Below are 14,633 nucleotides of genomic sequence, written 5' to 3'. Positions count from 1 at the left end.
CGGAAGGCGGGGAGGGGTGGCAAGCGGGCCTTGGCAATACCGGTGTGCGTGGCACCCGCCAGCGCACAGCGGTGTTGTCAGCCAGCAGCCGCGGGCGATCAGGGCTTTGGCGGCGCGTACTTGCCCAGTTCCATCTTGGCGATGGAGTTGCGGTGCACTTCGTCCGGGCCATCGGCAAAGCGCAGTGTGCGTGCCTGGGCGTAGGTAAAGGCGAGCGGGAAGTCGTCACTCACGCCGCCGCCGCCGTGCGCCTGCATGGCCCAGTCGATCACGTCGCAGGCCATGGTGGGTGCCACCACCTTGATCATGGCGATTTCGGTGCGTGCGACCTTGTTTCCGGCGGTGTCCATCAGCCACGCGGCCTTGAGCGTGAGCAGGCGGGCCATGTCGATCTTGCAGCGCGCCTCGGCAATGCGCTCTTGCGTCACGCCCTGCTGTGCCACGGTCTTGCCGAAGGCCACGCGCGCCATGGAGCGCTTGCACATGAGTTCCAGTGCGCGCTCTGCCAGGCCGATCAGGCGCATGCAGTGGTGGATGCGTCCGGGGCCAAGGCGCCCTTGTGCGATTTCGAAGCCACGGCCTTCGCCCAGCAGGATGTTGGAGGCTGGAACGCGCACGTTCTCGAACAGCACCTCGGCATGGCCGTGCGGTGCGTCGTCGTAGCCGAACACATTGAGTGCACGCACGATCTTCACGCCGGGTGTGTTGGCGGGCACGAGGATCATGCTCTGCTGCGAGTGGCGTGGGGCGTCCGGGTTGGTCTTGCCCATGGTGATGAACACCGAGCAACGCGGGTCCATGGCACCCGATGTCCACCATTTGCGGCCGTTGATGACGTATTCGTCCCCCTGGCGCTCGATGCGGGTGGCGATGTTGGTGGCATCGCTCGAAGCCACGTCGGGTTCGGTCATGGCGAAGGCGGAGCGGATCTTGCCCTCGAGCAGCGGCTTGAGCCAGCGGGCCTTGTTTTCCGCGTCACCGTAGCGGGCGATGGTTTCCATGTTGCCGGTGTCGGGGGCCGAGCAGTTGAAGACTTCGCTCGACCACAGCACGCGGCCCATGATTTCGGCCAGGGGGGCGTATTCCTGGTTGGTCAGGCCCGCACCGTGGTAGCCAGATGCCTCGGCCGTGTCCACGGGCAGGAACAGGTTCCACAGCCCGGCGGCCTGGGCCTTGAGCTTGAGGTTTTCGATGGTCTGCAGCGGCGTCCAGCGCTTGCCCACGGCCGTGTTGGCGGCCAGCTCGGCGGCGTAGGCTGCCTCGGCCGGGTAGATGTGGTCGTCCATGAACTGGAGCAGCTTGGCCTGCAGTTCCTTGGTCTTGGGGGAGTAGTCAAAGTCCATGGGGGGTCTCCGTCAAAAAAATCGATCGTGGGTTTAGCTGCGCTGGGCGAACGACCAGGCCAGCTGGGCCATGGGGCGCGCCGTATCGCCCGAGGCCTTGGCCTGCGCGCTGGAGGCTGTGCCCGCCTCCACCCGCTTGGCGATGCCCTGCAGGATGGCGGCGATGCGGAACATGTTGTAGGCCATGTAGAAGTTCCAGTCGGCGCGCAGCGCCTCGGGCGTGGTGATGCCCGTGCGCTCGCAGTACAGGCGGATGTAGCTGTCCTCGTCGGGAATGCCCAGCGCCGCTAGGTCTTGGCCCGCGATACCCCGGCCCATCGCGGCAGGGATGTGCCAGCTCATGCAGTGGTAGCTGAAATCGGCCAGGGGATGGCCCAGGGTGGACAGCTCCCAGTCGAGCACAGCAACCACGCGCGGCTCGGTCGGGTGGAACATGAGGTTGTCGAGCCGGTAGTCGCCATGCACGATGGAGACCTTGCTCTCATCGCGGGCGCTGGCGGGCATGTTGGCGGGCAGCCACTGCATGAGCTTGTCCATCTCTTCGATGGGTTGGGTGATGGAGGCCACATACTGCTTGCTCCAGCGCCCGATCTGGCGATCAAAGTAGTTGCCGGGCTTGCCATAGCTTGCCAGGCCCCTGTCGGCAAACTTCACCGAATGCAGGGCCGCAATCACGCGGTTCATTTCGTTGTAGATGGCGCCGCGCTCTGTCGGCGTCATGCCGGGCAGGGACTGGTCCCATAGCACACGGCCCTGCATGCACTCCATCACATAAAACGCGCGGCCAATCACCGATTCGTCTTCGCACAGCACATGCATGCGTGGCACTGGCACATCGGTGCCATACAGGCCGCTCATCACCGCAAACTCGCGCTCGATGGCATGGGCCGATGGCAGCAGCTTGGCCACAGGGCCGGGCTTGGCGCGCATCACATAGCTGGCGCCGGGGGTGATGAGCTTGTAGGTGGGGTTGGATTGCCCACCCTTGAACATCTCGACCGTCATGGGGCCGGTAAAGCCCTCCATGTTGCGGGTGAGCCATGCGGTCAGGGTGTCAATGTCGAATGCATGCTGCTCCGAGACCGGGCGCGTGCCAACGAAGTGGTCAAAGTTGCTCATAGTTCCAAAAGGTAGTCGCACTGAGAGGGCGTGGTTGCCGCACCGCAGGCGCAAGAAAATGGGGCCCTGCAGCAGCCCAGGGGCGCTGTGCTCAGGCGTCGGCTTCGGCGATCCGCATCAGCGCCTGGCGGTCGCGCACCACCAGGCCGCCCGGCTCGATGCGGATGGCATCTTCGCGCTCCATGGCCTTGAGTTCCTGGTTGACCCGCTGGCGCGATGCACCCAGCAGTTGCGCCAGTTCTTCCTGTGCCAGCTGCAGGCCAATGCGCATTTCGTTGCCGTCCGACAGGCTGGGAATGCCGTAGCTGCGCACCAGGTGCACCAGCTGCTTGGCCAGGCGTGCGCGCAGGGGCAGGGTGTTGAGGTCTTCGACCAAGCCGTAGAGTTGCCGGATGCGCCGCGCGTGCAGACGCAGCATGGCTTCGTAGAACTCGGTGTGCGCCGCAAGAATTTTCTTGAAGTCGGCCTTGGCCACGCAAAGGATGGTGGTGTCGCCATGTGCATAGGCGTCGTGCGTGCGCCGGTCGCCGTCGAAAATGGCCACGTCGCCGAACCAGATGCCCGGCTCCACATAGGTCAGCGTGATCTGCTTGCCGGAGATGGAGGTGGAGCTCACCCGCACCGCACCGCGCGCGCAGGCAATCCACTCCTCGGGCGGGTCGCCGCGGGCGGCTATGAGGCCGCCATCCTTGAAGCGTTTGACGTAGGCACATCGCAGGATGTCGTGTCGAAGGGATGGTGAGAGGGATGAAAACCAGCGACCTGAGTTGATCGCTTCACGTTCTTCGATAGTAAGAATCGGGTCGTCCATGGCCTGTCTTTTGTGTGACTTGAAACAGAACCATTGTCGCGTGAGGGACGGGCACTTACTGTCAGGGTTGTCACCTGCGTGTCTGCTGCCTTTGCCCAAAGCAAAACCCCCGAAACCTTGTGGGGCGCCGGGGGTGCGTGGGTGGGCGGTGAAGTGGGCAGCTATTCGTATTGCGGGGTGTGCTTGTCCAGAAATGCCGCGATGCCCGCACCGGCATTGGCGTGGTGCAGATTTTTGACAAAGTGGTCCCGTTCGCTTGCCAGGTGTGCGGACAGGGTGTTGCGGGGCGCATCGCTCACCAGTTCCTTGATGCTGGCCAGCACGTTGGGCGCCCGCGCATTGAGCTGCTCTGCCAGCGCCAGCGCGGTCGCCAGGGCACTGCCGGGCTCGGCCACGCGGTTGACGATGCCCAGGGCGTGCAGGCGCTCGGCAGTCAACCGGTCGCCGCACATGAGGATCTCGGTGGCCAGCTGGCGCGGCAGCGCCTGCGACAGGCTCCAGCTGGCGCCGCCATCGGGCGACAGGGCCACGTTGCTGTAGGCCATCACAAACACCGCATTGCGGGCCGCCACCACCAGGTCGCATGCCAGTGCCAGCGAAAAGCCGGCGCCTGCCGCAGCGCCTTCGACTGCTGCAATCACCGGCTTGGGAAAAGTACGAATGGTCTCGATCCAGCTGTGCAGGCCTTCGATGCTTTGCGCCTGCACCTGCGGGTCGGCCTGGCGGCTGGCTTGCAGACGCAGCAGGTTGCCTCCTGAGCAAAACACGCCTGCGGCCCCGGTGATGACAACACTGCGCACCTCGGCGCTGCTCTCGGCCACGTTGAGTGCCTCGATGCCGGCGGCATACATGGCGGGGTCGATGGCGTTGCGCAGCTCCGGGTTGCTGAGCGTCAGAACCAGGGTCTGGCCCTCGCGGGCGGCTTGAAGTTGTGCGGGCATGGGGAGTTTGCAGGCGGTAGGGTTGGGTGCTTCCTCAATGCTCTTCAACGTGTGCCAGGCTCAGGCCGATGGCCCCGCGCCGGCGCAACCAGGGGCTGGGGCGGTACCGTGTGTCGCCATACACCGTTTGCATGTTGAACAGCACTTCGAGGATGTTGGTGGGGCCCCAGCGGTCGCCCATGGCCAGTGGTCCGAGTGGGTAGCCAAGCCCCAGCGTGACAGCGGTTTCCAGGTCACGCGGGCTGCAGATCTGCTGCTGGCAGATGTCGCTGGCAATGTTCACGATGGTGGCCACCACGCGCTGGGTGACAAAGCCACCGCTGTCCCGGATCACGCTAACGGCCTTGCCGTCGCGGGCAAAAAGGGCGTGTGCAGCGTCCCGAATATCCACGCGCGTGGCCGGATTGGTGGCCAGCACGCGCCGCCGGGTGGCAGCATCGTCAATGAGCATGTCGATGCCGATGGTGCGGGCGGGATCGAGCCGTTCCACGACCGCGACGGTGGTGATGTCAAAACCCAGCGGTGCCACCACCGAGATGGCAGTCTGCGACGGTGATGCGCCCGTTTCAATGGTGGCGCCCAGGTCCTTGAGCAGTTGGTAGAGCTCGGCGCGCCGCGCCGCGCGTGTTGAAACCCACACCGGTGGAATGCTGGCAACTTCGGGAACAGCGGGTTCGGCAGGAACCTGCGCCACGCCGTTTTCGTAGCGATAAAACCCTTCGCCCACCTTCTTGCCGACTATTCCGCCCGCCAGACGCTGCGCAGTGATCACGCTGGGGCGAAAGCGCGGTTCTTCGTAATACTGGTGGTAGATCGACTCCATCACGGGGTGGGAGACATCCAGGGCCGTTAAATCCATGAGTTCGAACGGCCCCAGCTTGAAGCCCACCTGGTCGCGCAGGATGCGGTCGATGGTGGCGAAATCGGCCACGCCTTCACCGACGATGCGCAGCGCTTCGGTGCCAAATCCACGCCCCGCATGGTTGACGATGAATCCTGGGGTGTCTTGCGCCTGCACCGGTGTGTGCCCCATCTGACGCGCATAGTGGGACAGTGACTCGCACACTGTGGGGGCTGTCTTGAGCCCGGCAATCACTTCCACCACCTTCATCAGCGGCACGGGGTTGAAGAAGTGAAAGCCCGCCAGCCCTTCGGGCCGCCGCAATGTGGCCCCGATGGCGGTCACCGCCAGTGAGGATGTATTGGTGGCCAGCACGGCGTGTGGCCCCACCACGGCCTCCAGTTGGGCAAAAAGAGCCTGTTTGGCATCCAGACGCTCCACGATGGCTTCGATGACGAGGTCGCACGACGCCAGGTCGGCGATGGTGGCGACGGGCTCAAGCAGGTTGCCCCAGCCCTGGGCCTGTTCATCGGAAATGCGTCCTTTGTCTTGCAGGCGCTGCCATTGGGCCTGGATGCTGCCGCGCGCCGATGCTGCGGCGTCCGGTTGCATGTCGAGCAAGAGAACCCGACTGCCAGCCTGGGCCGCTATCTGTGCAATGCCTCGGCCCATGGCGCCCGCGCCTACGATGCCCACGATGGGAAACTGATTTTTCATGGCGGCATTATGGCGTTGGCGTTTAGTGACACTTGTGTGCAAAAATGACCACACCAAAAAAAGAAATTTTTGTGAAATTACGTAACGTTATTTTTGGGGCTGGGTGTTGGGTGGTCGTTGGCAGTGCCGCAGCCATTTCGCTGGGGCAAAGCCGGGGGGCCGTCATTCTTGGTGCTCCAGTCGATCTCGCCTTTGATGTGCAACCCGACGAGGGGGCAGATATTGCCTCGTCCTGTGTCACGGCAGATGTGGCGTTTGGCGACTCTCCGGTTCCCGAATCCCGGGTGCGGGTGTCTGCGTTGCCCAAGTTGCCGGGGCGCTCCCCTGCGGTGCGTGTGCAGGTGGCGGGTTCGGTGAATGAGCCCGTCATTTCTGTCAGGATGTCGGCTGGATGCTCAGGAAAAATCACCCGCAACTACACTTTTCTGGTTGATCCACCCGTTGCCTACGTGCCCGGCCACGTGGTGAACATTGACCAGTTGGCGTCGGTCCCCCCCGCATCAGGCCGCGATGCGGGCGCAGGTGCGGGGCGCCCCGCTTCGTCTCCCGCCATGCGTCGCAACGCACAAGCGCCCGCCGACCCCAGTGCACAGGCCGACGCCACAACTCCTGCCCCCCGCAAGCCACAGACCACCAAGCAGCTAGCTCGCGTTGCACCACCCCGTGCGCCTCGGGCTGTGGCCCCCAAAGCACCCGCACGCGAGGCTGCCCCTGTCAAGGTGGCGGCATCGCCCCCGGCGCCAGAGCGGTCACGGCTGGTAATGGAACCGCTGGATGCCTTGGCCGATCCGTCCGTTGCGCTGCGTCCTTCAGTCGACATGGGTGCCCTGCCGGCCCAGGCCTCGGCCTCACAACGGCTCGAAGCAGCAGCGGCCTGGAAGGCTATGAACACGGCACCCGAAGCGGCACAGCGAGACGACGAACGCGTGCGTGCGCTCGAAGCCGAGATGGCCGTCTTGCGTGCCAAATCCGCCTCCGACCAAGCCAGCTTTGCTGAATTGCAGCAGCGACTTGCCTTGATCGAGAGCCAGCGCTTTCCTGCAGGGCTTGTTTATGCGCTGCTGGCTTTGCTGGCCTTGGTATCGGGCCTGCTGGCCTGGGTATGGACCAGGGCGCGCCGCGATTCCCGGCTGGCCATACAGGCCTGGCGCGATTCGGTTGCGTTGAGTGCCAAGCACAGCGATGCAGGTCACCACGATCCCCACGATCTGGTACCCCATCCCCACGACACGTGGGGGCCGGAGGACTCTTCGCAATTTGCTGAAGATACGTATATTCACGCCGGATCGCAGCCCGTCCAGCCTGGAGACGCGCCCTCGATGGCAACGCCAGAGCGCGCGCCGCAACCCATATCGGTGGCAAAAGCCGCGCCACCCACCGAAAGCCCCTGGCACATCGTCAACCCCGAAGCCCTTTTTGATCTTCAGCAGCATGCCGAGTTCTTTGTTTCGGTAGGTCAGCACGACCAGGCCGTGGAGGTGCTCAAGAAGCACATTGCAGCCCATCGCGAAACCTCGCCATCGGCTTATCTTGAGCTCTTGCGGCTGTACCACACGCTGGGGCGCTCGGACGATTTTGGCCAGTTGCGCGATCAGTTCTGCAGCCACTTCAATGCGCAGGTGCCTGAGTTCTCGGCGTTCAGCCGCCAGGGCCGACCTCTGGAGCATTACCTTGATGCACTGGCCGCCATCGAAGCAGAGTGGACCTCGTCCTCCGTGCTGCAGTTGCTCGAAAAGTATCTGTTCCGCAGGGCGGGGGATGCATCGGTTGCACCGTTTGATCTGGCGGCATTTGACGATCTGTTGCTGTTGCTGGCCATTGCGCAAACCACGCCGGCAAGCGCTCGTGGGGCAGCGCCTCCGCGCATGCGCACAACACCACTTGCTTCGCCGCTGGATGCTCTGGACGGCGCAGTGTCAGAGCCGTTGCACGTTAAATCGCCTTCGGCTGCGGTCCCCGTTGTCGATCTGCCCCTGGATTCGCTGACTGCCAGCCTGGAGTTTGATTTTGGCCATCATGCGCCCGCAGCGCCCGAACTTTCCAGCAATGCAGTCCTGAAGCCCGGCGCACCAATAGAGTCCCATGAGCTGGACCTGGATTTGTCCGATCCTCCGCATCTCACGCTCAGCGATCTGCCACCCGTTCCGGTCACGGTGGCGCCGCGTCCAGACCAGCCGATTGGCTTTGGCATGGCCAACGATCTGGTGGAAGTGCGCCTTGAACTCGAAGAGCTCGAACAACGCAAACCCGAACCCAAGGTGTGAACCGAACCCGGGGCGCTGCGGTGCCAGGTCGCTTTCGGTCATGCTGACGGGAGAACCACCTCCGCTACCGACGCTTGTGCGGCGTGGTGGGGGTGTTGCAGCCACCAGCAAATCCCCGGCAGCCTGGACGCTGACCCATTTACGCTGTCCCAGCGCCAGGGCTCTACGTTGTGGCCATGCGTGCCATTAGCTGGCGCGCAGCCTCTTCGGGGTTGGGTGCGTTGACCAGCGCCCGCACCACAGCGATAGAGCCCACGCCGGTGCCCAGCACTTCGCCAAACTGATCAGCGCCAATGCCTCCAATGGCCACCAGTGGATAGCCTTGCATCAGGCGCGCATAAGCCGCCAGGCGGCCTATGCCCTGGGGCGCCGTCGCCATTTTTTTGAGCGTCGTGGGAAACACCGCCCCCAAGGCGACATAGCTGGGGCCCACGGCGTCGGCGCGCACCATTTCTGCGTAGCCGTGCGTGCTCACCCCCAGCCGCAGGTCCGAGGCCTGCAGGGCTTGCAACTCGCTGGGTTGCAGGGCGTCGAGGTCTTCCTGCCCGAGGTGGACGCCATAGGCCCCGGCCTCAATGGCTTGGCGCCAATGGTCGTTGATGAACAGCAGCGCCTGCGTGCCTTGCACCGCCTGCACGGCTGCTGTCACCTCGCGCGCCACGGCGGCGCAGTCGTCTGATTTGAAACGCAGCTGCACGGTGGGTACGCCGGCCCGCGCCATGCGCCCCACCCACACCGCATCGGGCAGAACGGCATACAGGCCCAGCTGCTGCGGACAAGACGCAAAGGCGCTACGCCGTGGCGCTGGCTGCAGGCCAAAATCCTGCGGCTCATCAGGCCATGGCGTGGGCGCAAAATGGCCCATGCGCGCGCTGCGTGCCTGCCATGCGTGGGCCACGCACTCTGCATCGTGCGCAATGAACCCGAGTGCGCTGCATGCTTGCAGCGCAGCCTGGTACACCGGATCTGGCGATGTGGGCGCCGGCGTGGGCTGCGCCGCAAAGCCGGGAAACGCGCTGGCATGGTGCTGTAGGATTTCTTGCAGCATGGCATCGACATCACTCATGGTCGTCATTCTTGTGCATGGTGCCAGAAGGGGGTGCCAAGCACGGGGGTGCTGGCCTGGGCGGTGTCCTGGGCTGCCATGGCGCCGGCCTTGCGGGCCGATCGCCCCGCCTGCACCGCGTCGGCAAATGCCCCGGCCATGGTGACGGGGTCTTGCGCCAGTGCAACGGCAGTGTTCAGCAGCACACCGTCGTAACCCCATTCCATGACCTGGCAAGCGTGCGAGGGCAGGCCCAATCCCGCGTCCACCAGCAGCGGCACATCCAGGCGCTCGCGCAGCAGCTGCAGCGCATAGGGGTTGACGGGGCCGCGCCCGGTACCAATGGGGGCCGCCCAGGGCATCACGGCCTGGCAGCCCACGTCCACCAGGCGCTGGCACAGCACGAGGTCTTCGGTGCAATAGGGAAGCACCTGAAAACCGTCCTTGATGAGTTGCGCGGCAGCTTCCACCAGGTTGAGCGTGTCAGGCTGCAGCGTGTAGTCGTCGCCAATCAGCTCCAGCTTGATCCACGGGGTGTTGAACACCTCGCGCGCCATGTGCGACGTGGTGATGGCCTCTTGCACGCTGTGGCAACCGGCGGTGTTGGGCAGGATGGGCACATTCAGGCGGCGCAGCAGCTCCCAGAAGCTGTTGCCCGCCTCGGCACCAAGGCTGCCCTGGCGGCGCAGTGATGCCGTGAGCATGGCCGGGCGCGCGCGCTGCACTGCGGCTTCCAGCACGCTGGGCGATGGATAGCGTGCCGTGCCCAGCAAAAGGCGGCTGGAAAAAGATTGGCCATAAAGGACCAGCATGTCGTCGGAATTGGAAGAGGTCATGGCATGCGGTGGCATCAGCCACCCGTCACAGGAGAGATGATTTCCACCCGGTCGCCCGCCTGCAGCAGCTGTTCGGCGTAGTGGGTGTTGGGTACAAAAACGGTGTTGACCGCCACCGCGAAGGGCGGGCGCGCCGCCACGGCGGCAATGGCATCGGCCAGCGTGGCGCTGTCGGGCAGTTCGTGGGATGTCTGGTTGATCAGAATGTTCATGGCAACGCGCGGCTGTCGTCTCCGGTGGGCAAGGCAAGATCAAAGCGGGAGGCCAGCGGCGACTGGCCCGTGGCCATGAGCTCCAGCACCACGTCGAGCATCGCCGGGGCGATCATGAAACCATGGCGGTATAGGCCGTTCACTTCCAGCACCCGGGGTTGCGATTGGCGCACGGCGGGCAGATTGTCGGGCAATGTGGGGCGGCACTGGGTGGCGATTTCCACAATGCGGGCCTCCGCAAAGCCGCTGTGCACGGCATAGGCGGCGCTCAGCAGCTCTAGGGTAGACCGCACGCTGGCTGGTGACAGGTCGTCGGATTCGATTTCCGTGGCGCCAATCACAAACAGATGGTCTTCCTTGGGCGCAATGTAGATGGGGTAGCGCGGGTGCACCACCCGGGTGGGGCGCCGCAGCGTGACTTCGGGCGCGTGCAGGCGCACCACTTCGCCCCGCACGCCGCGCAAGGCACGCCATTGGCCGCGCGCACCCAGACCGCGGCAGTCGAGCAGCCAGTCGGCCTGCCCGGGTGTGCCGGGCGAAAACTCGCCAGGGTCGCGCGGGGTGTGCCAGTGGCAGCGCACCTGCAGGCGATCCATCTCGTGGGCCAGGGCGGCCAGCAACTGACGGTTGTCCAGCTGGCCTTCACCGGGCAGATAAAGCCCTTGCGAAAAGCGGTGCGCCAGCGTGGGCTCGGCGGCAGCCACGCCGGCGCTGTCGAGCACCTGCATTGCGGGCAGATCGGGAATGGTGGTCTGGGTGGTTTCCAGCAGGCGCTGCAGCCGCTGCGCCTCGGCAGAGTCCTGGCGGTGCCAGACGATCAGCGTGCCTTCTTGCTGAAAGAACACCGGCTGTTCCAGCGCCGCCAGCATCTGGGGCCAGCGCGTGAGGGAGTATTGGCCCATGCGCACTACCCCCGGTTCGGTCACGGCCGACTCAGCCAGTGGGGCCACCATGGCGGCCGCAATGGGCGCTGCGGCATGCTCGGCGGCCGGGCCGCCGCTGTCGTAAACCTCAACAGAGTGGCCTTGGCGGGCCAGTTCAACAGCCAGAAGCCGGCCCATGAGGCCGGCACCCAGAATGACAATGGAGGAAGGTTGGAGTTTCATGCGTCCTTCTGTAGGCAACAGGAGGACAAAACGGGGCTGTGCCGTTACTGGAAACTCCCCACGCCAGCATGACCTGGATCGGGTAGCGGAGCCCAGCGCCAAGAGGTGCTGTGAGAACTTGTCGTTTCGTGGCTCCAGGGTCTTTCTCAGTCGCGCGCCATATTGGCGGGACACCCCTGTTTCGTCCGTAAGCCGGAATTACAGCATATCCCTCTGCGCCCCGAATTGACCTGGCGCATAGGCCATAATTTTTGCCATGACAACTCCAACAAGCTCCGCTACGCTGCGGCCGCGCTACGTGCGCGTGCTGTCCATCGCCGGCTCCGACAGCGGCGGCGGCGCAGGCATTCAGGCCGACCTCAAAACCTTCAGCGCCCTGGGCTGCTACGGCATGACCGCCATCACGGCCATCACCGCGCAGAACACACTGGGCGTGACGGGCATCCACGGCGTGCCGCCCGACATGCTGCGCGCGCAGATCGATGCCGTAGCGCAGGACATCGGCGTGGATGCAGTGAAGATCGGCATGCTGGCGTCGCCTGAGGTGGTGCGCGTGGTGGCGCAGGCCATCCGCACCCACCGCCTTCCCCATGTGGTGCTCGACCCGGTGATGGTGGCCACCAGCGGCGACCGCCTGATCGCCAGCGAAACCGTGCAGGTGTTGGTGGACGAGCTATTTCCGCTGGCCGAAGTGGTCACACCCAATCTCGACGAAGCTGCGTTGCTGCTGGGCCGCGAGATCGAAGGCATTGATGCCCTTGACGACGCGGCGCGGGACCTGTTGGCCCTGGGCGCGCCTGCCGTGCTGCTCAAGGGCGGGCACCTGAAAGGCGAGCGCGTGGTGGACCTGCTGGCCACGCGGGCGGGCCTGCGCCAGCGCCTCGAAAGCGCGCGCATCGCCACGCACAACGGCCACGGCACGGGCTGCACCTTGTCGTCCGCCATTGCCGCACACTTGGCACTGGGCTCGCCGCTGCCCCAAGCCGTGGAATGCGCGCGTGCCTACATATTGGGTGCCATTGCTGCGGGGGCTCACGTGCGCACGGGCCAGGGCCACGGGCCACTCAATCACAGTTATGCACCCGTAGTGCAGCGGGTGCTGCATGATTGAGTTCGAGTCCTGCGAGGCCCGTTAAGAGCTGAAGCGCTGAAGAGGCCTTCAAACCACCTGCGCGAAATGGCTGCGCAAGTAGGCAATGATCTTTTCGGAGTCGTAGAGCCAATGGCTGTTGCCAGCTTCGTCGGTGATCTTCAGGCAGGGCACCTTGGTGTGGCCACCTTGCTGCGTCAATTCGGCTCTGGCGGGTCCTTCCGGCTGAGCGTCCACCTGGGTGATTTTCAGGGAAAGGCGTCGCATTTCCTGGCGCACTTTGATGCAAAAAGGGCAGGTCTTGTATTGGTACAGGGCGAGTGCGCGGCACGATTGGTCCACCGAATCTTGTCCGGCAGTGGAACGCACCATGCCCTGGGGACGCGTCAAGGTCTCCTTGAGCTGCATCACAGGGCCCAACACAATGCGCAGGGTCTTGAAAAAGGATCGAACTAAAAATTTCATGGGCCATTTTAGGCAAGCAGAGCGCTGCCCCTTTGTGGGCAGACCATGGGCTGCCCTTGCGCGAAATCGTTCAGCGGCGTGGGCGGGTTGCGAATGCCAGCACAAAACACAGCACCAGCGTGGGCAGAGCGGCACCGAGCAACGTGGAGACCATGGGCATCAGGTGGTAGAAAGCTATGCCTGCCAGCCAGATGGCAACCGGCACAGGGTTGACCTTGCGTGCCTGCGCCAGCAATGCGGGCGCATTGGTGCCAAAAGCCAGGCGCCCCAGGATGACGCCGAACAAGGGCACAAACACCGAGCTCAGCAGCAGCAAAAATGGCTCCAGGCTGTGCATGGGCAGCACCAGCGCCAGAGCGGTGCACAACGCTGTCATGGCCAGGCCCCAGCGGCGCACGCTCCAGCGTGGCAGCAGGCTGTGGGCCGACACGGCGCCCGAGTAGGTGTCGCCGTAGGCGTTGTCCACTTCGTCAATCAGGATCAGCGACAGCGCAATCAACCCGCCCTGGGCCAGCAGCAAGGCCTGCACCAGGTCCTTGCTGGGCAAGGTCAGCGCTACCAGCACACCGAGTGCATAGCACCACATGTTGGCCAGCGCGTAGCCCAGCCAGGTCCCGCGCAGGGCAGCGCTGCCGCTTTTGCCGTGGCGGGCATAGTCGGCCACCAGCGGCAGCCACGAGATGGGCATGGCAATCACCAGGTCCAGCGCCGGCAACACGCCCATGCCGCCTTCGCCCTTGCGGTTCCACAGTGCTTCAAAGCCCTGCACCTGTGCCAGTGATAGAAACTGCCAGCTCAGCCACAACAGCGACAGCACCACCAGCGGCAGCGCCACGCGCGCAATCACCTTGCGCACCAGTTGCACCATCGAGCCGCTGATGAGCAACATCACCACGCCGCCCCACAGCAGCGTGGCCAGCACCGGCCAGTGCGCATCCGCCATGGTGTCCCACTGCTGCCCGATGGCCACCGTGGCATCGCGCATCACCACCAGCTCGAACGTGCCCCAGCCCACCAGCTGCACGATGTTCAGGACGATGGGCAGCCCCGCAAAGGTGCGGCCATACACCGCATGCATCAGGCCCGCGCTGGCCAGCCCGCTGTCGCAGCCCAGCTTGGCCACCCAGCCCAGCAAGCCAGCGCCCAGAATGGAGCCCGCCACGATGGCCCACAGGGCCTCTCGGGTTCCGAGGGCGGGCATCAGATAGGCGCCCACCTGCATCACCAGCAGACCCACGCCCAGGCTGAACCACAGCGAGGCGTGGTCGTGCCAGCCAAACACGCGCCGCTCGCTCGAAACGGGTGTCAGCGCCTCGTTGGCGGAAGTGGTGCGGGTGCTCATGCGGGTTCCTTGGCAGTGCGGTGCGTCACTGCGCAAGGAAGGCCCCGGCCACGCGCGGTCAACGGCGTGAAATAGCGGACGGGCTTCCCTGCGCGAGGATGATCTCAATCAGGTTCAAAGGGACTCTCTCAGCCCGTGCAGCGTTGGCGCTGCGGGGCACCCCTAGCGGTGCAGCGCCACGTGGCGCTGCGGGGTGGATTCTAGCGGGGGGGAATTTGCTTTGGAGGGTGGGTGGTTGTCGGCCAGTACCGGCCATCGGTGGTGCGGGGTTCGTTGGGTGCTGAACAGAGGGTGAATGGGCAGTTCAGCAAACCTTCAGGGTGGCAATACAACAATGCCAGACAACAAGAAAGCAGAAGTCGCATGCGGGTTAAGGCAATGCTGATCAAGGTCCACCGTTGTCGCTTCTCAAACGTTATCCGCAGATGAAGCAGCAGACCCTGGCAATGGCCGCAGATCAAAACAACGGATTCGAGCAGTCGCGCAAGCCCACCCGACGTG

Annotated in this window: 13 protein-coding genes and 1 riboswitch; of the genes, 2 read left to right on the top strand and 11 right to left on the bottom strand. The window is 64.5% G+C overall.

Annotated elements, in window-relative coordinates; genetic code table 11:
* Positions 1-98: 98 nt before the first annotated feature.
* From DTW89_RS00585 to DTW89_RS00565, 5 genes are all read right to left on the bottom strand, one after another.
* Positions 99-1,343 (bottom strand): acyl-CoA dehydrogenase family protein, encoded by a 1,245-nt coding sequence (locus DTW89_RS00585; RefSeq protein ID WP_024815280.1) that lies wholly within the window; start codon positions 1,341-1,343, stop codon positions 99-101.
* Between the two features lie 33 nt (positions 1,344-1,376).
* A complete protein-coding gene (locus DTW89_RS00580; RefSeq protein WP_114654497.1) occupies positions 1,377-2,462 on the bottom strand; it encodes a phosphotransferase in 1,086 nt (361 codons plus the stop codon).
* Between the two features lie 91 nt (positions 2,463-2,553).
* Positions 2,554-3,273 carry a Crp/Fnr family transcriptional regulator gene (locus DTW89_RS00575; protein WP_114654496.1) on the bottom strand — a complete coding sequence of 240 codons (720 nt, stop codon included), beginning with the start codon at positions 3,271-3,273 and terminating at the stop codon, positions 2,554-2,556.
* Between the two features lie 161 nt (positions 3,274-3,434).
* Positions 3,435-4,214, bottom strand: a complete 780-nt coding sequence (locus DTW89_RS00570; RefSeq protein ID WP_114654495.1) for an oxepin-CoA hydrolase, alternative type — start codon at positions 4,212-4,214, stop codon at positions 3,435-3,437.
* Between the two features lie 34 nt (positions 4,215-4,248).
* Positions 4,249-5,772: a 3-hydroxyacyl-CoA dehydrogenase gene (locus DTW89_RS00565; protein ID WP_114654494.1), complete on the bottom strand. Its 1,524-nt coding sequence runs from the start codon at positions 5,770-5,772 to the stop codon at positions 4,249-4,251.
* Positions 5,773-5,843: 71 nt separating this feature from the next.
* Between DTW89_RS00565 and DTW89_RS00560 the strand changes: the two genes are divergently transcribed.
* The gene (locus DTW89_RS00560) at positions 5,844-8,036 is read left to right on the top strand and encodes a hypothetical protein (protein WP_236636980.1); all 2,193 of its coding nucleotides are present in this window, start codon (positions 5,844-5,846) and stop codon (positions 8,034-8,036) included.
* A gap of 163 nt (positions 8,037-8,199) precedes the next feature.
* On the opposite strand, the gene DTW89_RS00555 is transcribed toward DTW89_RS00560, so the two are convergent.
* The 4 genes from DTW89_RS00555 to DTW89_RS00540 are packed head-to-tail and all read right to left on the bottom strand — an operon-like array spanning position 8,200 to position 11,235.
* Positions 8,200-9,102, bottom strand: a complete 903-nt coding sequence (locus DTW89_RS00555; RefSeq protein WP_114654541.1) for a thiamine phosphate synthase — start codon at positions 9,100-9,102, stop codon at positions 8,200-8,202.
* Positions 9,103-9,107: 5 nt separating this feature from the next.
* On the bottom strand, positions 9,108-9,917 hold the full coding sequence (locus DTW89_RS00550; RefSeq protein WP_114654540.1) for a thiazole synthase: 810 nt from the start codon (positions 9,915-9,917) through the stop codon (positions 9,108-9,110).
* A gap of 14 nt (positions 9,918-9,931) precedes the next feature.
* Positions 9,932-10,129, bottom strand: a complete 198-nt coding sequence (thiS, locus tag DTW89_RS00545) for a sulfur carrier protein ThiS (RefSeq protein ID WP_114654492.1) — start codon at positions 10,127-10,129, stop codon at positions 9,932-9,934.
* A complete protein-coding gene (locus DTW89_RS00540; protein WP_114654491.1) occupies positions 10,126-11,235 on the bottom strand; it encodes an FAD-dependent oxidoreductase in 1,110 nt (369 codons plus the stop codon). The genes thiS and DTW89_RS00540 overlap by 4 nt, the downstream gene beginning before the upstream one ends.
* Positions 11,236-11,491: 256 nt before the next feature.
* Here DTW89_RS00540 and thiD point away from each other — a divergent pair, with 256 nt between their 5' ends.
* A complete protein-coding gene (gene thiD, locus DTW89_RS00535) occupies positions 11,492-12,346 on the top strand; it encodes a bifunctional hydroxymethylpyrimidine kinase/phosphomethylpyrimidine kinase (RefSeq protein ID WP_114654490.1) in 855 nt (284 codons plus the stop codon).
* A 48-nt stretch (positions 12,347-12,394) separates the two neighbouring features.
* On the opposite strand, the gene DTW89_RS00530 is transcribed toward thiD, so the two are convergent.
* Positions 12,395-12,790, bottom strand: a complete 396-nt coding sequence (locus DTW89_RS00530; RefSeq protein ID WP_114654489.1) for a glutaredoxin family protein — start codon at positions 12,788-12,790, stop codon at positions 12,395-12,397.
* 70 nt (positions 12,791-12,860) lie between these two features.
* The gene (locus DTW89_RS00525) at positions 12,861-14,132 is read right to left on the bottom strand and encodes a purine-cytosine permease family protein (RefSeq protein ID WP_114654488.1); all 1,272 of its coding nucleotides are present in this window, start codon (positions 14,130-14,132) and stop codon (positions 12,861-12,863) included.
* 68 nt (positions 14,133-14,200) lie between these two features.
* Positions 14,201-14,306: riboswitch (TPP riboswitch) on the bottom strand.
* Between the last annotated feature and the right edge of the window lie 327 nt (positions 14,307-14,633).

It is taken from the genome of Acidovorax sp. BoFeN1, assembly GCF_003345135.1.
GTDB lineage: Bacteria > Pseudomonadota > Gammaproteobacteria > Burkholderiales > Burkholderiaceae_C > Acidovorax > Acidovorax defluvii.
The sequence above is the reverse complement of the archived record's forward strand: the minus strand, read 5'-3'. Positions and strand labels throughout refer to the sequence as shown.